At 72.0% G+C, this 20,678-nt stretch carries 22 protein-coding genes; 10 read left to right on the top strand and 12 right to left on the bottom strand.

What is annotated here, in order from left to right; genetic code table 11:
* The first annotated feature begins 46 nt into the window (after nt 1-46).
* Nucleotides 47-532: a MarR family winged helix-turn-helix transcriptional regulator gene (locus ACGFT2_RS00300; RefSeq protein WP_393271898.1), complete on the top strand. Its 486-nt coding sequence runs from the start codon at nt 47-49 to the stop codon at nt 530-532.
* A gap of 229 nt (nt 533-761) precedes the next feature.
* On the opposite strand, the gene ACGFT2_RS00295 is transcribed toward ACGFT2_RS00300, so the two are convergent.
* From ACGFT2_RS00295 to ACGFT2_RS00285, 3 genes are all read right to left on the bottom strand, one after another.
* Nucleotides 762-1,607 (bottom strand): spermidine synthase, encoded by an 846-nt coding sequence (locus ACGFT2_RS00295; RefSeq protein WP_393271896.1) that lies wholly within the window; start codon nt 1,605-1,607, stop codon nt 762-764.
* 215 nt (nt 1,608-1,822) lie between these two features.
* Entirely contained in the window at nt 1,823-2,998 is a 1,176-nt protein-coding gene (gene tuf, locus ACGFT2_RS00290) for an elongation factor Tu (protein ID WP_393271894.1), read from the bottom strand.
* A gap of 393 nt (nt 2,999-3,391) precedes the next feature.
* Nucleotides 3,392-4,114 carry a DNA alkylation repair protein gene (locus ACGFT2_RS00285; protein WP_393271893.1) on the bottom strand — a complete coding sequence of 241 codons (723 nt, stop codon included), beginning with the start codon at nt 4,112-4,114 and terminating at the stop codon, nt 3,392-3,394.
* 196 nt (nt 4,115-4,310) lie between these two features.
* On the opposite strand from ACGFT2_RS00285, the gene ACGFT2_RS00280 reads away from it, so the two are divergent.
* Both ACGFT2_RS00280 and ACGFT2_RS00275 read left to right on the top strand, forming a co-directional pair.
* Nucleotides 4,311-5,462: a glutathione-independent formaldehyde dehydrogenase gene (locus ACGFT2_RS00280; RefSeq protein WP_393271891.1), complete on the top strand. Its 1,152-nt coding sequence runs from the start codon at nt 4,311-4,313 to the stop codon at nt 5,460-5,462.
* A 198-nt stretch (nt 5,463-5,660) separates the two neighbouring features.
* Nucleotides 5,661-6,425 carry a TVP38/TMEM64 family protein gene (locus ACGFT2_RS00275; protein ID WP_393271890.1) on the top strand — a complete coding sequence of 255 codons (765 nt, stop codon included), beginning with the start codon at nt 5,661-5,663 and terminating at the stop codon, nt 6,423-6,425.
* 157 nt (nt 6,426-6,582) lie between these two features.
* Here the strand turns inward: ACGFT2_RS00275 and ACGFT2_RS00270 are convergent, their stop codons facing one another.
* The gene (locus ACGFT2_RS00270; protein WP_393271889.1) at nt 6,583-7,752 is read right to left on the bottom strand and encodes a thiolase family protein; all 1,170 of its coding nucleotides are present in this window, start codon (nt 7,750-7,752) and stop codon (nt 6,583-6,585) included.
* A gap of 168 nt (nt 7,753-7,920) precedes the next feature.
* Here ACGFT2_RS00270 and ACGFT2_RS00265 point away from each other — a divergent pair, with 168 nt between their 5' ends.
* The 5 genes from ACGFT2_RS00265 to lnt all read left to right on the top strand — a co-directional run bounded on the left by ACGFT2_RS00265 (nt 7,921) and on the right by lnt (nt 12,209).
* Nucleotides 7,921-8,391, top strand: coding sequence for a winged helix-turn-helix transcriptional regulator (locus ACGFT2_RS00265; RefSeq protein WP_393271887.1), 471 nt, complete (start codon nt 7,921-7,923; stop codon nt 8,389-8,391).
* A gap of 126 nt (nt 8,392-8,517) precedes the next feature.
* Complete coding sequence (locus ACGFT2_RS00260; RefSeq protein ID WP_393271885.1) at nt 8,518-9,393, top strand: undecaprenyl-diphosphate phosphatase; 876 nt, start codon at nt 8,518-8,520, stop codon at nt 9,391-9,393.
* 220 nt (nt 9,394-9,613) lie between these two features.
* Entirely contained in the window at nt 9,614-9,793 is a 180-nt protein-coding gene (locus tag ACGFT2_RS00255) for a hypothetical protein (RefSeq protein WP_393271883.1), read from the top strand.
* A gap of 256 nt (nt 9,794-10,049) precedes the next feature.
* Nucleotides 10,050-10,532, top strand: a complete 483-nt coding sequence (locus tag ACGFT2_RS00250; protein ID WP_393271881.1) for a nuclear transport factor 2 family protein — start codon at nt 10,050-10,052, stop codon at nt 10,530-10,532.
* Between the two features lie 102 nt (nt 10,533-10,634).
* Nucleotides 10,635-12,209, top strand: a complete 1,575-nt coding sequence (gene lnt / locus ACGFT2_RS00245) for an apolipoprotein N-acyltransferase (protein ID WP_393271880.1) — start codon at nt 10,635-10,637, stop codon at nt 12,207-12,209.
* Here lnt and ACGFT2_RS00240 read toward each other — a convergent pair.
* Nucleotides 12,127-13,038 (bottom strand): Gfo/Idh/MocA family protein, encoded by a 912-nt coding sequence (locus ACGFT2_RS00240; RefSeq protein ID WP_393271878.1) that lies wholly within the window; start codon nt 13,036-13,038, stop codon nt 12,127-12,129. The genes lnt and ACGFT2_RS00240 overlap by 83 nt on opposite strands.
* 404 nt (nt 13,039-13,442) lie before the next feature.
* Between ACGFT2_RS00240 and ACGFT2_RS00235 the strand changes: the two genes are divergently transcribed.
* Entirely contained in the window at nt 13,443-13,916 is a 474-nt protein-coding gene (locus ACGFT2_RS00235; RefSeq protein WP_393271877.1) for a hypothetical protein, read from the top strand.
* 19 nt (nt 13,917-13,935) lie between these two features.
* On the opposite strand, the gene ACGFT2_RS00230 is transcribed toward ACGFT2_RS00235, so the two are convergent.
* The 7 genes from ACGFT2_RS00230 to ACGFT2_RS00200 all read right to left on the bottom strand — a co-directional run bounded on the left by ACGFT2_RS00230 (nt 13,936) and on the right by ACGFT2_RS00200 (nt 20,035).
* Nucleotides 13,936-14,451 carry a hypothetical protein gene (locus ACGFT2_RS00230; RefSeq protein ID WP_393271875.1) on the bottom strand — a complete coding sequence of 172 codons (516 nt, stop codon included), beginning with the start codon at nt 14,449-14,451 and terminating at the stop codon, nt 13,936-13,938.
* A 110-nt stretch (nt 14,452-14,561) separates the two neighbouring features.
* A complete protein-coding gene (gene ung, locus ACGFT2_RS00225; protein ID WP_393271873.1) occupies nt 14,562-15,245 on the bottom strand; it encodes a uracil-DNA glycosylase in 684 nt (227 codons plus the stop codon).
* Between the two features lie 98 nt (nt 15,246-15,343).
* Nucleotides 15,344-16,921 carry an ABC transporter substrate-binding protein gene (locus ACGFT2_RS00220; RefSeq protein WP_393271871.1) on the bottom strand — a complete coding sequence of 526 codons (1,578 nt, stop codon included), beginning with the start codon at nt 16,919-16,921 and terminating at the stop codon, nt 15,344-15,346.
* A 194-nt stretch (nt 16,922-17,115) separates the two neighbouring features.
* Nucleotides 17,116-17,877, bottom strand: a complete 762-nt coding sequence (locus ACGFT2_RS00215) for an SDR family oxidoreductase (RefSeq protein WP_393271869.1) — start codon at nt 17,875-17,877, stop codon at nt 17,116-17,118.
* Between the two features lie 30 nt (nt 17,878-17,907).
* Nucleotides 17,908-18,669, bottom strand: a complete 762-nt coding sequence (gene fabG / locus ACGFT2_RS00210) for a 3-oxoacyl-ACP reductase FabG (protein ID WP_393271867.1) — start codon at nt 18,667-18,669, stop codon at nt 17,908-17,910.
* Nucleotides 18,670-18,818: 149 nt separating this feature from the next.
* Nucleotides 18,819-19,247, bottom strand: coding sequence for a DUF3037 domain-containing protein (locus ACGFT2_RS00205; RefSeq protein WP_393272886.1), 429 nt, complete (start codon nt 19,245-19,247; stop codon nt 18,819-18,821).
* A gap of 17 nt (nt 19,248-19,264) precedes the next feature.
* The gene (locus ACGFT2_RS00200) at nt 19,265-20,035 is read right to left on the bottom strand and encodes a HipA family kinase (protein WP_393271865.1); all 771 of its coding nucleotides are present in this window, start codon (nt 20,033-20,035) and stop codon (nt 19,265-19,267) included.
* A 171-nt stretch (nt 20,036-20,206) separates the two neighbouring features.
* Here ACGFT2_RS00200 and ACGFT2_RS00195 point away from each other — a divergent pair, with 171 nt between their 5' ends.
* The gene (locus ACGFT2_RS00195; RefSeq protein WP_393271863.1) at nt 20,207-20,677 is read left to right on the top strand and encodes a Rieske (2Fe-2S) protein; all 471 of its coding nucleotides are present in this window, start codon (nt 20,207-20,209) and stop codon (nt 20,675-20,677) included.
* Nucleotide 20,678 lies beyond the last annotated feature (1 nt).

The following is a 20,678-nucleotide window of genomic DNA, read 5'->3' as shown; positions in this document are numbered from 1 at the left end:
TCAGGCGATACCGTCTCGAACGAATGAATGGCCTAGGGTCGGCGCCATGACGGACGACATTCCTCCCACGACCACGCCCTCGCGCGTGACCGACCGCCCCGGGGACACCTCGCCTTTCGCTCTCGGCCTGCTGCTGCGCCGGGCGCACTGGCGCGCGGCCGCCGTGATGGAGGAGGCGCTTCGGCCGCTCGGCATCGAGTTGCGGCACTTCGCCGTACTGATCGTGCTTGTCGACCGCGGGCCCACGGTGCAACGGGACCTGGCGGTGGCGACGGGGTCCGACAAGGCGGGCATCATGAGGATCGTCGACGATCTGGAGCGCAGCGGGCTCGCCGTACGCAAGAACGTTCCGGGGGACCGGCGGGTGCGGGCGGTGGAGATCACGCCCCAGGGCGTGGAGATCTTCGATGCGGCCCATGTGGCGGCGGAGCCGCTGGCTGAGCTTCTGGTCGCCGAGCTCGGTCCCGGCGAGCCCGAGAAGCTGACGGAACTGCTGACCCGGATCGTCTATCCCGCGGGCGGCGAGGCGTAAGCGCGCCTGCGCGCTGGTGGGCCGTGACGTGGGCGCGCCTCGCCTCATGCGGTCTCCGCGACGAACCCGGCTCGACGAGACGGTCACCGACGACGACGAGAGCGCCGACCTCGCGCCCACCCGGTACACCGACTGGCTCTCCTGACCCGCTCGCATTCTCCGAGGTGCGCGTACCTCGAAGAGCCGCCCGTTCCGCCGTACTTCCCGGGTACCGTCGAGGCCGGGTCCATCAGCCGATGCTGAACGCCCCGTCGGGGGGCTCGGGTGACGGAACGGCGTCGGCGTCCTCGACCGGGCGGGCCCGTCCGATGAAGTCCCTCAGCCCCGCGCCGTGTTCGACCCGCGCGGGAAAGGCGTCCGCCGCCATCCGGCGGGTCAGCGCGGGAATGTCGAGGGGGCGGTGCGCGGCGACGAGCACCGCGTTTCCGAACCGCCGGCCGCGCAGCACTCCCGGCTCGGCGATCAGCGCGAGTTCCTCGAAGGCCGCGGCGAAGGTGGCCAGTTGGGACCGCAGAAAGCCGAACGGCGCCGCGTCGGCGAGGTTCGCCAGATAGACCCCGTCGGCCCGCAGCACCCGCTCGGCCTCGCGGGCGTAGACCAGCGTGGTCAGGTGCGCCGGCACCCGGGACCCGCCGAACACGTCGGCGATCAGTACATCGGCATGGTCGTCCGGGGCCGCCGCCAGCCAGGCCCGGGCGTCGGCGCCGTGCACCGCGACCCCCGAGGCCTCCGGCAGCGGCAGGTACTCGGCGACCAGCTCCAGCAGTCCCAGGTCGGCCTCGACGACCTCCTGCCGCGAGCCGGGCCGGGTGGCCGCCGTGTACCGGGGCAGCGTCAACGCTCCCCCGCCCAGGTGCACCACGTCCAGCGCCCGGCCGGCCTCGGCCACGAGGTCCAGCACGTGCCCGAGCCGCCGTGTGTACTCGAACTCCAGGTGCGCGGGGTCGTCCAGATCCACATACGACTGCGGGGCCCCGTCGACCGTGAGCAGCCAGGCCCGCTCCCGGTCGACATCGGGCATCAGCTTGGCGGTGCCGTGGTCGACGGTCCTGCTCACCGGTATGGGTTCGGTCACCACGCCATTGTCACCGGTGCGGAAGCATGCCGGGCCCCGGCCTCGACGCGAGGCACGAGGGGAGGGCACCGGAATCCGCACCCCACGCCGGGGGGCGCCGGAACCCGCACCCCACGCCAGGGGGGAGCACCCCGGGTCCCGGTTTCCGCGGGGTGAGGGCGCGGGGAGCCGTGCGAGCAGCCGTGCGGCGCCCGCGGTCCCCACGCCCTCACCGGTCACGAACCGACGGAGACGACGGTTCCGGCACCGACGGTCCGGCCACCCTCACGGACGGCGAACCCGAGTCCGGGCTCCAGCGGCACCTCCCGCCCGAGTTCGACGGTCATCTCGACGGTCTCCCCGGGCCGGGCCACCGACCTGTCCCCGAGGTCGACGTCCCCGACCACATCCGCGGTACGGATGTAGAACTGCGGCCGGTACCCGGTGGCGACCGGTGTCGTACGGCCTCCTTCGCGCCCCGACAGCAGATACACCCTGGCCGAGAACCGCCGGGCGGGCACCACGCTCCCCGGCGCCGCCACGACGTGCCCGCGCCGCACGGCGTCCCGTGGCACGCCCCGCAGCAGCACGGCCACGTTGTCCCCGGCCTGCGCCTCCGACATCGGCTTGCCGAACGTCTCCAGCCCGGTGACGACGGTCTCCACGCCGGCGCCGAGCACGCAGACCCGGTCCCCCAGGCCGAGCGTGCCCCGCTCAACGGCGCCCGTGACGACCGTGCCCCGGCCGGTGATGGTGAGCACGTTCTCCACCGGAAGCAGGAACGGTGCGTCCAGATACCGCTCCGGCATGGGCACATAGGTGTCCACGGCGTCGAGCAGCGCCTCGACGGACGCCGTCCAGCGCGGGTCGCCCTCCAGCGCCTTCAGCCCGGAGACGCGGATCACCGGCACGGCGTCGCCCGGGTACCCCTGCGCGGTGAGCAGGTCGCGGACCTCCAGCTCGACCAGGTCGATCAGTTCCTCGTCCCCCGCGCCGTCGGCCTTGTTCAGCGCGACGACGATGTGGTCGACGCCCACCTGCCGGGCGAGCAGGACGTGCTCGGCGGTCTGCGGCATGATCCCGTCGAGCGCGGAGACGACCAGGATGGCCCCGTCGAGCTGCGCCGCTCCGGTGACCATGTTCTTGATGTAGTCGGCGTGCCCCGGCATGTCGACGTGGGCGTAGTGCCGGGTGTCGGTCTCGTACTCGACGTGCGCGATGTTGATGGTGATGCCGCGGGCGGCCTCCTCCGGGGCGCGGTCGATCCGGTCGAAGGGGACGAACGTGCCGTTGCCGCGCTCGGCGAGCACCTTGGTGATGGCGGCGGTAAGGGTCGTCTTGCCGTGGTCGACGTGACCCATGGTGCCGATGTTCAGGTGCGGCTTGGTGCGCACGTAGGCCGTTTTGGACATGGCTGTACCTCGGCGTCTCTCCGGTGTTACGGGACTGCGGGACCCCGGAAACCGCCGACCCTCCCCCTGCGGGGTCCGCCGGACGATCCGGAGAGGGTCAGCTTCGGGCGCCGTCGGCAGCGGCCACGAGGAAGGGGACGGCAGCCTTCGGCGCACCCGCGACTGCGGATGCTGCGAGGAGGAAGGCGTACCGGAACATGGCGTCGATCATCGCCGACGGCTTGTCCGGCGTCGAATGGTTTTCGGCGCCGGCCGGGTCCCGTGACGGCCTCGGGTACCGGCCGAAGGTCTGGCCAAAGGTATGGCCGAAGGTATGGCCGACGGCCCAGGGGCTCCGTCGCGGGGTACCCGCCGGGGTATGGCCGACGGCCCGGGGTCTCGGTCGCGGGGGGGTCAGGTGCCGATGTTCTTCAGCGCCTCGCGGACGGTCAGCGGGGCGAACCGGCCCCGTTCCCGCGCGAGGAAGTCCCGGACGGCCTCGGGGTCGGTCTTGGCGTACTCGCGCAGGGCCCAGCCGATCGCCTTGCGGATGAAGAAGTCGGGGTGCCCGGACTGGAGCAGGCAGTAGGCGAAAAGCCGCCCGGTGTCGGTGCGTTGCCGGTAGGCGAGCTGGTGGAGCAGGGCCGTGCGTGCCACCCACAGGTCGTCGTCGGTGATCCAGGCGTCCATGTCGGCGGTGAGCTTCGGGTCGGCGGCGACCAGGGGGCCGACGACGTGCACGGCGAGCAGGTCGACGGTGTCCCACCAGGACACGGTGGTGACCAGATGCCGGGCCACCGGGAGGAGACCGGAGGAGCAGCGGCCCGCGTGCCGGCGCAGCTGGTCGACGGCGAAGTAGTGGTACTCGCGCTCGGGCAGCTCCCAGCAGCGCAGGGCGATCGCGGTGCAGTCGGTCTCGTCGGGGCGTGCCGTGCCGGCCAGCACGGTGCGCGACAGGGCGCGGCGGGCCTGCGTGGGGATGCCGAGGAAGGGGGCGATGTCCTTCATGTAGGCGCGCATCGCGGCGGCCCGCTCGGGGTCGGCGGCGGCCCCGTACTCGGCCGTCAGCCGTTCCAGCACGAGGTCGGCGAGGGCGCTGCGCGGCACCTCGGGCGGGGCCGCACCGGTGACGGTCATGCCGGGAACCATACCCCCGGTGGATCTCCCGACCGGGGTTGCGGCCCAGACCGTACGGGCGTTCCCTGGAAGTACCGGCGGTGAAGCGGGCGCACGGGCCACAGGCCCGGTGCGAGGCCCGCGCCTCCACGAGCGTTTCCTCGGCAGCGGCCCTCCTCGCCGCCCTCGTCCAGCGCTCGACGCGGAGGTGACAGAGGTGAAAGCCGTCGTCTACGAGAAGCCCTTCAGTGTGGCGGTGAGGGACGTCGAGGATCCCCGGATCCAGCATCCCAACGATGTGCTCGTACGGGTCACGTCGACCGCCATCTGCGGCTCGGACCTGCACATGTACGAGGGCCGCACGGCGGCCGAGTCGGGCATCGTCTTCGGGCACGAGAACCTCGGCATCGTCGAGGAGGTCGGCAGCGGTGTGACCTCCCTGTCCAAGGGCGACCGCGTCGTGATGCCCTTCAACGTCGCCTGCGGATTCTGCAAGAACTGCCTGGCCGGGAAGACCGGCTTCTGCCTGACGGTCAACCCGGGCTTCGCCGGCGGAGCCTACGGCTATGTGGCGATGGGACCGTACGAGGGCGGCCAGGCCGAGCTGCTGCGGGTGCCGTTCGCCGATTTCAACTGCCTGAAGCTGCCTCCGGGTGAGGAGTTCGAGACGGACTTCGTGCTGCTCGCCGACATCTTCCCGACCGGCTACCACGGCTGCGAACTCGCCCAGGTGACCCCCGGTGAGAGCGTGGCCGTCTTCGGTGCCGGACCGGTGGGGCTGATGGCCGCCTACTCCGCGCTGCTGCGCGGTGCGGCGAAGGTCTTCTCGGTCGACCGGGTGCCCGAGCGGCTCGCCAAGGCGGAGGAGATGGGGGCCATCCCCATCGACTTCACCAAGGGCGACCCGGCCGCACAGATCAAGGAACAGACCGGAGGCGAGGGAACCGACAAGGGTGTCGACGCCGTCGGCTACCAGGCGCAGTCCCACGACGCCAGCCACGAGGAACCCGCCATCGTCCTGAACGCGCTGGTCGAGACGGTGCGTCCGACCGGCATGCTCGGCGTACCGGGTCTGTACGTGCCGTCGGACCCGGGCGGCCCCGACGAGCACGCGAAGCACGGCCAGCTGCTGGTCTCCATCGGCAGGATGTTCGAGAAGGGCCAGCAGATGGGCACCGGCCAGTGCAACGTCAAGCGGTACAACCGCCAGTTGCGCGACATGATCATCGCCGGGCGGGCCAAGCCCAGCTTCGTGGTCTCCCACGAGTTGCCGCTGGATCAGGCGCCACAGGCGTACGAGAAGTTCGACAAGCGGATCGAGGGCTACACCAAGGTGGTACTGCATCCCGGCCATGCTCTCGCCGCGTGAGACACACCGTCTGGGACACCCGGTGTGAGCATCTGTCCGGGACCTGTGCGCACCTGCCGGAGATTCGCGTGTGAGGCACGGATCCGGGGGCCACGGCCCCCGGATCCCTCCGGGCCGATGGGCTTTCGGAGCCGTCCTGTGACGGTCGCGGGGCACACTTGACGGCGATCACACACGTTCGTCGGTTAGTGTCGCCGGATGCTCGATGCCAACCGCTCTGGCACCGCCACGGCCTCCCCGCCGACCGCCACGAACTTCGCCGGCCCCGTCTCCCCACTGCGGCGCGACGGAGTCACCGCCCGCTGCGCGAGAGTGCTGCTGTCCCCGTACGCCCGGCTGTCGCTGCTGCTGGCGCTGCTCGGGGGCGCCGCCGTCTGCGTGCTGTTGTTCGAGCCGCAGCGGCTGCTGACCCACGGGTGGCCGTCCCAGCTCGGCGGAGCCGCGGCGGCCGTCGTGTTCGCGGTGGCGTACGGCCTGTGCACCGCGGCGTTCGTACCGCGCCCACTGCTGAACCTGGCGGCGGGCGCGCTGTTCGGCTCGCAGCTGGGACTGGCGACGGCACTGGCGGGCACGGTGCTCGGGGCGGGGCTGGCCTTCGGCCTGGGACGCGTCCTCGGCCAGGAGGCGCTGCGCCCGCTGCTGCGGGGCCGCTGGCTGAAGGCTGCCGACGGGCAGCTCAGCAGGCACGGATTCCGCTCCATGATGGCGGCCCGGCTCTTCCCGGGAGTGCCGTTCTGGGCGGCGAACTACTGTGCCGCCGTCTCCCGTATGGGCTGGCTGCCTTTCCTGCTGGCCACGGCTCTCGGCTCGATCCCGAACACGGCCGCCTACGCGGTCGCCGGCGCCCGGGCCTCCTCGCCGACGTCCCCCGCCTTCCTGATCGCGATGGCGTGCATCGCCGTGCCGGCGCTCGTGGGCGCGGTGGTGGCCTGGCGCAAACGCCACTACCTCCGGGGACGCTGAGCCGACCCGGCCGACCCGGCCGCCGCACGTCCCCCTCGGGTTCGAGCCGACCGTCCCGTGGGTCTCCGGTCGACCCGACCGTCCCCCAGGTTTCCACCGGCCGCCCGCCGGGTCACTCACCTGCCGTTGCCCGGATCCCGCCCGGCCCCGAGTGCGGTCACACCCCTTCCAGGATCATCGCGTTGGCGAGCCCGCCCGCCTCGCACATGGTCTGCAGGGCGTAGCGGGCGCCGCGCTCGCGCATCGCGTGGACCAGGGTGGTGGTCAGCCGGGTGCCGCTGGCGCCGAGCGGGTGGCCGAGGGCGATGGCGCCCCCGTGCACGTTGACCCTGGCGAGGTCGGCGCCGGTCTCCTGCTGCCAGGCGAGCACCACGGAGGCGAAGGCCTCGTTGATCTCGACCAGGTCGATGTCGTCCAGGGTCAGTCCCGCCCGGCGCAGCACCTTCTCCGTGGCGGGTACGACGCCCGTGAGCATCAGCAGCGGGTCGGAGCCCGTCACGGCGAAGCTGTGCAGGCGGGCCAGCGGGCGCAGGCCGAGACGGGCCGCCGTCTCGCCGGAGGTGATCAGGACGGCGGAGGCGCCGTCGTTGACGGGGCTCGCGTTGCCCGCCGTGACGTTCCACTCGATCTGCGGAAAGCGCTCGGCGAACCCGGGGTCGTAGTAGGCGGGCCTGAGGCCGCCCAGGATCTCCGGGGTGCTGCCGGGCCGCACGCACTCGTCGCGGGCGACGCCGTCCAGCGGGGCGACCTCCGCGTCGAACAGGCCCGCCTGCCACGCGGCGGCGGCCCTGAGGTGCGAGGAGACCGCGAACTCGTCCATCTGCGCGCGCGTGAGGGACCACTTGGCGGCGATCAGCTCGGCGCTGATGCCCTGCGGGACCAGGCCCTCCGGGTGGCGCTCGGCGATTCCGGGCCCGAACGGGTCCGTGCCCTCGGGCACGTTGGACCACATCGGCACCCGGCTCATGGACTCGACACCGCAGGCGACGACCAGGTCGTACGCGCCCGAGATGACGCCCTGCGCGGCGAAGTGCACAGCCTGCTGGGACGAGCCGCACTGGCGGTCGACGGTGGTCGCCGGGACGGTCTCGGGGAGGCCGGCGGCGAGGACGGCGTACCGGGTGGTGTTCATGGCCTGCTCGCCGACCTGGTCGACGGTGCCGCCGATGACGTCGTCGATCAGCGCCGGGTCGACGCCGGAGCGCTCGACCAGGGTGCGCAGGGTGTGCGCGAGGAGCTGGACGGGGTGGACGTGGGCGAGGGAGCCGTTCGGCCTGCCCTTGCCGATGGGGGTGCGTACGGCTTCGACGATGACTGCGTCGCGCATGGTGCGGGCCTCCTTGGCCGCCTGGCCACCCGGCCCGGGCAGGCACGGCGAAAGCGAGCCGAGCGGGTTGCCGGGCGGAGCTGCAGTGGGAGCTACTGGTGAGTAGGAAATCCGAACCCACCATAGCTCGGTAAGTTGGAAAATCAAACCCTCCCCTAGACTGGCCGCATGGCCGCCACGAAGGATCCGCGCCCCTGCTCGATCGCCGACGCCCTCGCGCTGGTCGGCGAGAAGTACTCCCTGCTCGTCCTGCGGGAGGTCTGCCTGGGCAACGGCCGCTTCGACCAGCTCGTGCGCAACACCGGCGCCCCGCGCGACATCCTGGCCACCCGGCTGCGCCGGCTCGTGGACGCCGGGATCCTGGTCAAGCGCGTCTACAGCGAGCGCCCCCAGCGCTTCGAGTACCGGCCCACGCAGGCGGGCCTGGAGCTGGAACCGGTCCTGATGACCCTCAAGGAGTGGGGCGACCGGCACGTCCGCAAGGGCACCGGTCTGCCCATGGCCGTCGAGCACGTCTGCGGCAACGAGTTGGTGCCGGTGGTCACCTGCGGCGCCTGCGGTGACCCCGTCCGCCACGAGGACCTGACGGCCCATCCGCAGGCCCCGGGCTGGACGGTCACGGGACCGGCCACGCCCTGACGACCGGGCCGGCCGCCCGCCCATGGGCGCCCCAACCCCCGTGCCCGCGCCGTCGATCCGGCCCGCTACGCTGCCTTCGTCACATGATCACCACTTCTTCCCTCAGCACTTGGACGCCGCACCTCCATGTCTTGGTTTGAATCCCTCGTCCTCGGACTCGTCCAGGGGCTGACCGAGTTCCTGCCCGTCTCCTCCAGCGCGCATCTGCGTCTGACCGCGGCGTTCTCGGGCTGGAAGGACCCCGGGGCCGCCTTCACGGCGATCACGCAGATCGGTACGGAGACCGCGGTCCTGATCTACTTCCGCAAGGACATCGGCCGGATCGTCTCCGCCTGGTCCCGCTCGCTGTTCGATCGGACGATGCGGCGGAACCATGACGCCCAGATGGGCTGGCTGGTGATCGTGGGCTCGATACCGATCGGGGTGCTGGGCGTCACGCTCAAGGACCAGATCGAGGGCCCGTTCCGCGATCTGCGGGTCACCGCCACCATGCTCGTCGTCGTCGGCGTGGTCATCGGCATCGCCGACCGGCTGGCGGCACGCGACGAGACCGGCGGCCGGCACCGGGCGCCCAAACAGCGCAAGACGCTGGAGAGTCTGGGAGTCAAGGACGGCCTGGTCTTCGGCCTGTGCCAGGCCTGCGCCCTGGTCCCCGGCGTCTCGCGCTCCGGCGCGACCATCAGCGGCGGCCTTTTCATGGGCTACAAGCGCGAGGCCGCGGCCCGCTACTCCTTCCTGCTGGCCATCCCCGCCGTGCTCGCCTCGGGCGCCTTCGAGGTGAAGGACTCGGTGGGCGCGGGCCATGTGGACTGGGGCCCCACCCTGTTCGCGACGGTGATCGCGTTCGCCTCGGGATACGCGGTCATCGCCTGGTTCATGAAGTGGATCTCCCACAAGAGCTTCATGCCGTTCGTCTGGTACCGGGTCGCCCTCGGCATCGTCATCATCGCCCTGGTCAGCGCCGGTGTGCTGAGCCCGCACGCGGCGGAATCGGCGGGCTGACCGCATCCGCACCGGCTCCACGGACGGCGCGGCCCCGCGCCGCGGCACCAAAGCTGTTTCGGACATCTCCCACCCGCACGACGGGCCGGACCGGACCACGTCCCGGCGCGCCCACCGAGGCGATCCGGCGGACGGGACCGGGCACGGTGATGACCGAGCCCCTACCTTCTTGTAGTGACGCGGTAGCGCAGTGTCAGTGCTTGCCCCTAGGCTGGTCCGCATGTCCCGCGATTTCATGCCCCCTGGTTCCGTGCGCTCTGCCGCCGAGGTGAACGAGCAGATCCGGGCGCTTTGGCTGCGTGCGGCCGGCACCCTCTCGGCACAGGAACGCGCGGAGTACGAACTGCTGGTGGTCGAGTGGGCCGAGGCGATCCGCGGCGCGGTGATCGAGGCGGCCTGAGACGGCCGGCACCCCCGGGCGGCCGAGGCCGGACGCCGGACACGCCTGGCGTCCTCGAATCCGGACACGCGCGACACCCCGACTCAGGGCACGCGCGGAACTCCGATTCCGGAGACGTGCAGAACTCCGATTCCGGGCACGCCGCACGCCTTCGCGCCCTCACCCACCGCACGACCTCGACCACGGACACGCCGCGTGTCTTCCAATGTCGGGCGCGCCTCTTGGCTCCGGGCTCCGCATGCCCAACACTGTGCCGATGACGCAGCGTGCGGAGCTCGCGACCGTGTTGGACCGGCTGGCCGTGGACGAACTGATCACCGAGTACGCCGCGGCGGTGGACGACGGTGACTGGACGGCGTACCAGACGCTGTTCACGGCGGACGGGCGGGCCGACTACCGTTCGGCCGGTGGCATCGAGGGTGATGCGGGACAGATCGCCGGCTGGCTCGCCGAGAACCTGTCCCTGTTCGCCATGCGGCAACATCTCATCGTCAACCGCCGCCTGCGGTTCGGCTTCCTGGACCACGACACCGGCGACACGGCCCGGGTCCGGGCCGACTATCTGAACCCCATGCGGTTCACGGGCGACGGCGCCCCCACCGCCCCGGACCTGGTGTGCGGTGGCCGCTACGACTTCGGTCTGCTGCGCACGCCGGACGGCTGGCGGCTGCGCGAGGTCGTCGTACACGAGAAGTGGCGCCGGCAGCCCGACCGCGACCCGGCCGCTCTGTCGGGATGAGCCGGGGGCGCAGCCGGGCTCCGGTGCCGCGCCGGACGCGCCCGGTCGCTGGATCGCCTCCGGCAGGCACACTGGGGGCGGTGCGGGGTAGGGAAGGTCCCTATGAGGACGATCGACCGCTGGCCCACCTCCCCCTGGCGCCGCTCCGGCGCCGCCGCCCTTGCGGGTGCGCTGCCCGTGCTCGCCTTCCCGGCGCCGTCACTGTGGTGGCTCGCCTACGTGGCACTGGTCCCGTGGATCCTGCTGGCCCGCTCCGCGCCGACCGGGCGGCGGGCGGCGTACGACGGCTGGTGCGGCGGATTCGGCTTTCTGGTGGCCGTGCACCACTGGCTGCTGCCGAGCCTGCACGTGTTCATCTTTCTGATAGCCGTGCTGCTGGGTGCGCTCTGGGCGCCCTGGGGCTGGCTGGTGCACCGCTTCCTCGGCGGGACGCCGGGGCCGGCCCGGGGCGCCGCGGCACTGCTGGTGCTGCCGTCGGCCTGGCTGGCGGTGGAGCTGGTGCGCTCCTGGCAGGGACTCGGCGGGCCTTGGGGCATGCTGGGCTCCAGCCAGTGGCAGGTGGGCCCGGCGCTGCGGCTGGCCTCGGTCGGCGGGGTGTGGCTGCTCAGCTTCCTGGTGGTGGCCGTCAACGTGGCCGCGGCCGTGCTGGTGTCCGTGCGTGACTCGCGGGTGCCTGCCGTGGCCTCCCTGGTCGCCACGGCGGCCGCGACCTCGGCCGCGTGGACGTGGGCCCCGCGACCGGACGTCGACGGACGGGTCCGCATCGCGGTGGTGCAGCCCGGCATGGTGGACGGCCAGGACAGCGGCGACAGGCGTTTCGCGCGGGAGGAGCAGCTGACCCGCCGGCTCGCCGGGCAAGGTGCCGACCTGGTCGTCTGGGGCGAGTCCAGCGTCGGCTTCGACCTGGACGACCGGCCCGGCCTGGCCCGGCGGCTCGCCGCTCTGTCCCGCTCGACCGGTGCGGACGTGCTGGTGAACGTGGACGCCCGCCGCTCGGACCGGCCCGGCATCTACAAGAGTTCGGTGCTGGTCGGCCCGAAGGGCCCGACCGGCGACCGGTACGACAAGATGCGGCTGGTCCCGTTCGGGGAGTACATCCCGGCCCGTTCCCTGCTGGGCTGGGTCACCTCGATGGGCAAGGCGGCCGGCGAGGACCGCAGGCGCGGCACCGAGCAGGTCGTGATGAACGTCGGGCACGGGCTGCGGATCGGTCCCCTGGTGTGCTTCGAGACCGCGTTCCCGGACATGAGCCGGCATCTGACGGAGGACGGCGCGGACGTTCTCCTCGGCCAGTCCTCCACCTCGTCCTTCCAGAGCAGCTGGGCACCGCAGCAGCACGCCTCGCTGGCCGCGCTGCGCGCCGCCGAGACCGGCCGCCCGATGGTGCACGCGACGCTCACCGGCGTCTCGGCCGTGTACGGGCCGGAGGGCGAGCCCCTCGGCCCCTGGCTCGGCACCGACGCGAACACCGCCCGCGTCTACGACGTACCACTCGCGCACGGCACCACGCCGTACGTCCGCTACGGCGACTGGCCGGTGCACGGTGCGCTGCTGGTGCTGGCCGCGCTGTGCGCGACCGAGGGGGCGCGGGCGCTCAGGCTGCGCCGGAGCGAACCTGAATCGCTCGTACCACCCGCTCGCACAGCTCATGAGTCGCCAGCGCGTCCCGGGCGCTGAGCACCTGACCGGCCCGGACGGCGTCGAGGAACGTGAGGACGGCCTGCTCGACGCCGCGCTGCCGGGCCACCGGAACCCAGTCGCCGCGCCGGCGCAGCGTCGGCTGTCCCTTGTGGTCGATCACCTCGGCGAGGTTGAGCACCTGCCGCTTGGTGTCCTGCCCGGACACCTCGAGGATCTCCTCCGCCGAACCGCTGAGCCGGTTCATCACCCCGAGCGCGGTGAACCCCTCGCCGCCGAGCTGAAGCACCACGTGGTGCAGCAGCCCGTCCTCGGCACGGGCCCGCACGGTGACGTCGTCGACCGGGCCCGGCACCAGGAACCGCAGGGTGTCGACGACGTGGATGAAGTCGTCCAGGATCATCGAGCGCGGCTCCTCGGGCAGCCCGATCCGGTTCTTCTGCATGAGGATCAGCTCGCGCGGGTGGTCGAGGCACTGCGTGTACCCGGGGGCGTACCGGCGGTTGAAGCCGACGAACAGGCCGACGCCGCGCTGTTCGGCGAGATCCACCAGCCGCTGGGAGTCGGCGAGTTCGTAGGCGAGCGGCTTGTCCACGTACGTCGGTACGCCCGCCTCCAGCAGCCGGGCGACGATCTCGGGGTGGGCGGTGGTGGGCGCGTGCACGAAGGCCGCGTCGAGGCCGGCGCCGATCAGCGCGTCCAGGCCGGTGTGCCGTCGCTCCGCGGGCAGGCGCAGGGTGTCGGCGACCCGGTGGAGCGTCGCGGGCGTGCGGGTCTGCAGGTGCAGCTCGATCCCCGGCTGGGAGCCCAGCACCGGCAGGTACGCCTTCTGCGCGATGTCCCCGAGTCCGATGCAGCCGACCTTCACGTGCTCTCCCCTACCGCTTCGCCTACGCCTTGCCTGCCCGGAAGCATACGGGGGCCGCCGGTCGGCGATGCCGTCGAAGCCGCGCGGGCAGAGCGCCGGTCCGGCCGTCGGCAGGGCGGCGATCGCGGCGTTGCGCACGGCCTCGACGGCTGCGGGTCGCGCCGATCCGGGCGAACCGGACGGAGTGTCCGGCGGGCAGGTACCCGGTCCGCAGGAGATCCGCGTCGGGCCCCGGAAACCGCGGGTGGGCATGCGCCGGGCCGGTGAACCGGCGGGGGCGCAGCGCGCCGCGTCAGCCTCGCTCCTGCGAAATCCCCCGTGCGGGGCTCGAGATCACCCATGCGGGGGCGACAACCTCCGTTCCCTGCTGCCGAGCCGGGGACCGAGCGAGCAGAGTTGCGCGGGTGCATCGATCGACCACCACCGCAGCGCTCCTGGTCACCGTGGCCGTCTCGGCCCTCTCCGGCTGTATGCGGGTCGACGGCCCCGCGACGCCCGCCCTCCCGGCGGACACGGCGGCCTCACAGCCGACGGCGCCCCCGCCGGACGGCAGCGCGCGGCCCCGGGCCGTGCAGGCACCGGCCCGCGAGGCGCTGGAGATGGTCGGGCCGTCCCGGCGTCCGCAGCGCGCCGGGCCGCCGGCCTCCCGCCGGCCCGCGGCCGCATCCGCGGCCGGCCACCGGCCGCCGCCCGCCCCGGCGGCTCCCGCCCCGGCCCGGGCGCATCCGCACCCGCCGCGGCGCCCGCACATCCACGTGCCCGAGGCGCCGCGGCCGGTCCCGAAGCCCCCCGACGTCTGCGCTCTGGGCAGGCAGTACGGCGGCTGGCGCGGTGACAGTCCCGAGGCGGTGATCTGCCGGCAGGCGTACGGGCACTGACGCCTGCGGTCCGCCGCGCCTAGCTCGGCCGCTGCCTGGGCGGCCCCCAGACGTCGCCGCCCGGCGCGCCCTCCTCGCCGAGCCGCAGCTCCAGCCGGCTGATCGCGGCCCGGACGCCGTTGCCGTACTCGTCGTCCGACAGGTCGCCCGCGGCGGTGCGGGCCCGGCGCAGATGCCCGCGGGCGACCTCGGCGCGGCCCAGCTTCACATAGTCGGCGGCCAGGTTCAGGTGCAGGGACGGCAGGAAGCCGCGGATGCTCGGCGGGTCGCCGCCGCGGCCGTCCGCCAGTTCCTCGGCCGCCGACAACGCCCGCAGATCCCAGGCGAGTTCGTCCGCCGGATCGTCTTGCGTGTCGGCCAGGTAGTGGGCCAGGGTGCAGCGGTGCAGCGGGTCGCCGTTCTGGCCGATCTCCGCCCACAGGTCGAGGAAACGGCTGCGGGCCTCCTCACGGTCGCCGCCGTGGAGCAGGATGACGACCTGGCCGATCCGCGTGAGCACGGCGTCCGGCGCCGCCTGTTCCTGTCGCTCCGCCACCGCGTCCTCCGAGCCGTCGTCAGCTGTCTGCTCCCGACGCTAACCGGCGGCGTCGGGATTCCCGCTCAGGCGGCCCCGCACGGCACGGCGCCGAGGCCGCAGACGGCGGGTCAGCCCAGGTTCGGGATGCGCCAGTCGACGGGCTCGTGGCCCTGCAGGGCGATCGCCTCGTTGATCTGGGTGAAGGGGTGCGAGCCGAAGAACCGCTTCGCCGACAGCGGGGAGGGGTGCGCTCCCTTGACCACCACGTGCCGGGTCTCGTCGATCAGCGGCAGCTTCTTCTGCGCGTAGTTGCCCCACAGGACGAAGACCGCCGGGTCGGGCCGGGAGGCCACCGCGCGGATCACCGCGTCCGTGAACCTCTCCCAGCCCTTGCCCTTGTGCGAGTTGGCCTCGCCGGACCGCACCGTGAGCACCGCGTTGAGCAGCAGCACGCCCTGCTCGGCCCAGGGCATCAGATAGCCGTTGTCCGGGATCGGCAGGCCCAGTTCCTGCTGCATCTCCTTGTAGATGTTCCGGAGCGAGGGCGGGGTCTTCACACCGGGGCGGACCGAGAAGCACAGGCCGTGGCCCTGGCCCTCGCCGTGATAGGGATCCTGGCCGAGGACGAGGACCTTGACCTTCTCGTAGGGCGTCGCGTCCAGTGCCGCGAAGACCTCCTCGCGCGGCGGATAGACCGGCCCCTTCGCCCGCTCCTCCTCGACGAACTCGGTCAGCTCCTTGAAGTAGGGCTGCTGCAGCTCGTCACCCAGAACCCCGCGCCAGGACTCGGGCAGCATGGCGATGTCGGTCACGTCAACGTCCTCACGATGTCTGTCGACCACGGCGTGCGGTCACTTCCAGGCTCAAGAACCTACAGGCGACCACTGACAACCGGTGCCGCGAGGGCCGTTCACCAGCTGGTCTTGCGGTGCAGCATCCACATCATCATGATCGTCGAGGGGTCGAGGGCCTGCTCGCCGCCGGAGACGTCGTCGCTGGCCGCCACGAACTGCCGGCCCTGCCACAGCGGGATCAGCCGGGCGTCGTTCACCATGATCTGCTGGGCCTGCTCCACGTCCCTGACGGTCTCGGCGCGGTCGCTCTCCGCGCGCGAGTGGGGCAGCAGCCTGCCGGTGATCTCCTTGGCCGGGTACGGCGTACCGAGCGCGTTGTGCTCGCCGACGAACGGCGCGATGAAGTTGTCCGCGTCCGGGAAGTCCGGGAACCAGCCGCGGCCGAACACCGGGTACTCGCCCTTCTGGTAGCCGACCACATAGGTCTTCCAGGGACGGCTCTTGAGGGTGATGCTGAACAGGCCCGAGTCCTCCAGCTGCCGCTTCAGCTCCCGGAACATCAGCGCCGTCTCGGAGCCGTAGCGGTCGGTGGTGTACCAGAAGGTGAGCGGGACCGGCCGGGTGATCCCCGCTTCGGCGAGCACCTTGCGGGCCTTGGCCACGCTCGGGTCGCCGTAGTCGTCGAAGAAGCCGGTGGCGTGCCCGGTCAGGCCCTTGGGGACCATCGAGTAGAGCGGGTCGACGGTGTCCTTGTAGACCTTGTGAGCGATGGCGCCCCGGTCGACGATCTGGGCGACGGCCTTGCGTACGGCGGGCTGCTTCGCCCAGGGGTCCTTGGGGTTGAACACCAGGTAGCTGATGTCGGTGCCCGCACCGTCGACCAGTTGCAGGTCATTGGTGCCGTGCTGCTGCAGGGCGAGGATGTCGTCGGCACCGAGACCGCGGTAGGTGACGTCGATCTGCTTGTCCCGGAGCGCCTTGACCATGCTGGACGAGTCCTGGAAGTAGCGGATGGTCACCTGGTCGTTCTGCCGCTCGGCGAAGCCCTTGTAGTTCCCGTTGCCGACCAGGACGGCCTGCTTGTCCTCCTCGTACGACTGGAGCTTGTACGGTCCGGAGCCGTGCACGTCGGTGCCCTTGCGCAGGGAGGCCGCGGGGTAGTCGTCCGGGTCGACGATCGACATGGCCGGAGTGGCCAGCACGAACGGGAAGGTCGCGTCGGGCTGGTTGAGGTGGAAGACCACCTCGCGGTCGCCGAGCGCCTGCACCCGGTCCAGGCTGCCGAGCAGTCCGGCGGGGCCGCTGGGGGCGTCGATCCTGCGGATGCGGTCGATGGAGTGCTTGACGGCCCCGGCGTTCAGCGGGTCGCCGTCGGCGAACTTCATGCCCGCGCGCAGCTTGCAGCGGTAGGTCCGGCTGCTGGAGTCGGTGAAGGAGCAGCTCTCGGCCGCGTCCGGCTGGGGGGTGGTGGCACCGTTGGGGTAGGCGAGGAGCGTCTGGAAGATGTTCCGGTACAGCTCCCAGGAGCCGTCCCAGGCACCGGCCGGATCCAGCGTGCTGGGCGCGCTGGTGGTCCCGACGACGATCGGCCCCTGGCTGTCGGCATCGCCGTCCGACAGCAGGCTGCACCCGGCCACCAGGGATATGGACGCGATCGCCGCGACTCTCCGCAGGAATCGGTTCCGGTTGAACACGCGCACGCTCCTCGATCTGCCATACCAAGGGTCGGCAGACCATACCGCAGCGTCCGGAGCCGTGAACCTCCCCCGATACGGCCCTTCTTGATCGTCCGGGCATTGACGACGTTGTCATTCCGGTGTGCGGAGTCCGCAGGGCCTTCCGGGCGCCGATCCGTCCGATTATCGGCGCCCGGAAGAGTTGCCGGGCCTCAGCTCACGCCGGCGTTGAGGAAGAGCCCGCCGTCCACCACGAGCGTCTGACCGGTGACCCAGTCGGACTGCTCCGAGGTGAGGAAGGCGGCGGCGCCACCGATGTCGGAGGGTACGCCGAGCCTGGCCAGCGGGTAGCCGGCGGCCGCCTCCTCCTCGCGTCCCTCGTACAGGGCCTGCGCGAACTTGGTCTTCACGACGGCCGGGGCGATCGCGTTGACCCGCACCCTGGGCGCGAACTCGTGCGCCAGCTGCTGGGTCAGGTTGATCATCGCCGCCTTGCTGACGCCGTAGGCGCCGATGAACGGCGAGGGCGCGAGACCCGCGATCGAGGCGATGTTGACGATCGCGCCCCCGTTGTCCTTCTGCCAGGCGTGCCAGGTCTTCTGGGCGAAGCCGAGCGCGGAGATCACGTTGGTCTCGAAGACCTTGCGGGCGACGTCCAGGTCGAGGTCGGCGATGGGTCCGAAGACCGGGTTGGTGCCGGCGTTGTTGACCAGGTAGTCGACGCGGCCGAAGGCCTCCATGGTGCGCTCGACGGCCTCGCTCTGATGGTCCAGGTCGTGCGCCTTGCCGGCGACGCCGATGACCCGCTCGGCGCCGAGCCTGTCGACGGCCTCCTTCAGGGCGTCCTCGTTGCGGCCGGTGATGCACACGCGGTCGCCCCGGGCGACGAGCGCCTCGGCGACGCCGTGGCCGATGCCCCGGCTGCCGCCGGTGACGAGGGCGACCTTGCCGGAAAGCTCCGGGAGTTCAGTCATGTCCGTGTTCCTCTGCGTTTGCCGGAGTCGCTAGTCGAGCGGTCCGCCGGCGACGTACAGCACCTGGCCGGAGACGAAGCCGGCGGCCTCGCCGGTGAAGAAGGCGATCGCGTTGGCGATGTCCTCGGGCTCGCCGACGCGCTGCACCGGGATCTGGGTGGCGGCGGCCTGCTTGAAGTCGTCGAAGCCCATGCCGACGCGGTCCGCGGTGGCCTTGGTCATCTCGGTGGCGATGAAGCCGGGGGCGACGGCGTTGGCGGTGATGCCGAACTTGCCCAGTTCGATGGCGAGGGTCTTGGTGAACCCCTGGAGACCGGCCTTGGCGGCGGAGTAGTTGGCCTGGCCGCGGTTGCCGAGCGCCGACGAGGAGGAGAGGTTGACGACCCGGCCGAAGCCCGCGTCCACCATGTGCTTCTGGACGGCCTTGGTCATCAGGAAGGAGCCGCGCAGGTGCACGTTCAGGACGGTGTCCCAGTCGGAGACGCTCATCTTGAACAGCAGGTTGTCGCGCAGCACGCCCGCGTTGTTGACGAGGATCGTCGGGGCGCCCAGCTCCGCCGCGATCCGGGCGACGGCGGCCTCGACCTGCGCCTCGTCGGAGACGTCGGCGCCGACCGCGATCGCCTTGCCGCCGGCCGCGACGATCTTCTCGACGGTGTCCTTGCAGGCGGCCTCGTCGAGATCGATCACGGCGACGGCACGACCCTCGGCGGCCAGCCGTACGGCAGTGGCGGCGCCGATGCCGCGCGCCGCGCCGGTGACTACCGCGACCCGCTGTTCAGTGGTGGACATGTGCTGCTTCTCCTCGCCCTCGAGAGAACCTGACGGGGTCCTCGGCGAGGACCCCAGATGCGGTGAGCGACCGCTTAGTACCTTCAGCACCCGTGACGCTAGAAGCCCTGGCACCCGGTGTCAACGGCACATCCGGCCGGTGTGATCCATTACCTCACCAGGAGGTCCAGCAACCGCTCCGCCTCGGCGGCCGGGTCGGCGGTCAGGCCGGTGTGCACCGGACCGGGCTGCACGACGGTGGAGCGGGGCGCGATCAGCCAGCGGAACCGCCGCCCGGCGTCGTCCCCCGCCGCCTGTCCGGCACCGTCGCCGCCCGCGCACACCTGCTCCACGGCCGCGAGCGCGGCGCGGACACCGGTCACGTCGGCCCTCGGGTCCAGCGCGAGCAGCCGGGCCTCGTCCAGGTGGGTACGGGCGCCGACGTAGGCGCGGGCGCGGGAGTAGACGATCACACCCGCGTTGATGCACTCGCCGCGTTCCACGCGCGGTACGACCCGCAGCAGCGCGTACTCGAACACGTCCCGGTCGCCGCCCTGACCGGCCCGGGTGATGTGCCTCTCGGTCACATGGCCGGCCATGTGGATGTGCCGCTCGCTCACTTGCCCTCCTCCGAACCGATGCCGGTGACGCGCCCGGCGATGACGGCCGCCCGCGCGAGCAGCGGTTCGGCGTAGGCCCGGCGCAGGTCGTCCGGGGTGTCGAAGCCGGGCTCGTCGGTGAGCCAGACGTCGGGGATCTCTGCGGTGACCTCGGCGAGGAGGTCGGCGGTGACCCGCGGCGCCAGCTCGGCCGCCGCTGCCGCGACGTCCGGGGCGAAGGGGGCGAGGGCGTGGTCCGAGGCGTCGTAGGGGCGGGCCGCCGAGGCTTCGGCGGAGGGCCAGTTGTGATGCCAGATCATCGTGGCGCCGTGGTCGATGAGCCACAGTTCGCCCCGGTGCACGAGGAGGTTGGGGTTGCGCCAGGACCGGTCGACGTTGTTGATCAGCGCGTCGAACCAGACGATCCTGCCGGCCTCCTCCGGGCTCACCGGGAAGGCCAGCGGGTCGTAGCCGAGGGCGCCGGAGAGGAAGTCCATGCCGAGGTTGGTGCCGCCGCTGGACCGCAGCAGGTCCTGTACCTGCTGTTCGGGCTCGCCGAGCCCGAGGACGGGGTCGAGCACGACGGTGACCAGCCGGGGCATGCGCAGTCCGAGGCGCCGGGCGAGTTCGCCGCACACCACCTCGGCCACCAGTGTCTTGCGGCCCTGTCCGGCACCGGTGAACTTCATGACGTAGGTCCCGAAGTCGTCGGCCTCGACGAGTCCCGGCAGCGAGCCACCCTCGCGCAAGGGCGTGATGTAACGGGTGGCGGTGACTTCCTTGAGCATCGCCCCAGGTTACTGGGGGCGTACACGCGCCGGCGGACGACCGGGGCACAGCCTCGGCCCGCGTCGTCCCGGCCCCCGGCGGCGAGGATCCGGGTGCGCGGCTGAACAGGCGGTGCCCGGGGACCGTACCCCTGGACGGATCACGCAAGCTCCGCGGAAGGGAATCGTCACATGACCAGCGCGCCGCTCCAGCCCTCCCCCAGGTTCTCGGCCCCGCCCGAGGAGGGCGGCGCCCCCACCGGACCGGCCCGCCGTACCGTCATGGCGGCGGCCGGAGCGGCGGGGCTCGCCGCCGCGCTGACCGCCTGCGGCTCGGGCGACGACTCGTCAGGCAGCACGGGCGCCGGGGCCGGCGGGCCGGCACTGGCCAGGACCTCGGACATCCCGGAGGGCGGCGGCAAGATCTTCAAGGACCAGGGCGTGGTGGTCACGCAGCCGGTGGCGGGCACGTACAAGGCGTTCTCGTCCAAGTGCACCCATCAGGGGTGCGCGGTGGGCAGCGTGGCGGACGGCGTGATCGTCTGCCCGTGCCACAACAGCCACTTCTCCGCCGAGGACGGCAGTGTGAAGCGGGGCCCGGCGACCCAGCCGCTGCCCGCGGCGAAGATCACCGTCTCCGGCGAGGAGATCAAGCTCGCCTGAG

The sequence above is a fragment of the Streptomyces sp. NPDC048514 genome (genome assembly GCF_043199955.1).
Classification (GTDB): domain Bacteria; phylum Actinomycetota; class Actinomycetes; order Streptomycetales; family Streptomycetaceae; genus Streptomyces.
This window is presented reverse-complemented; position numbering and strand designations above follow the sequence as displayed.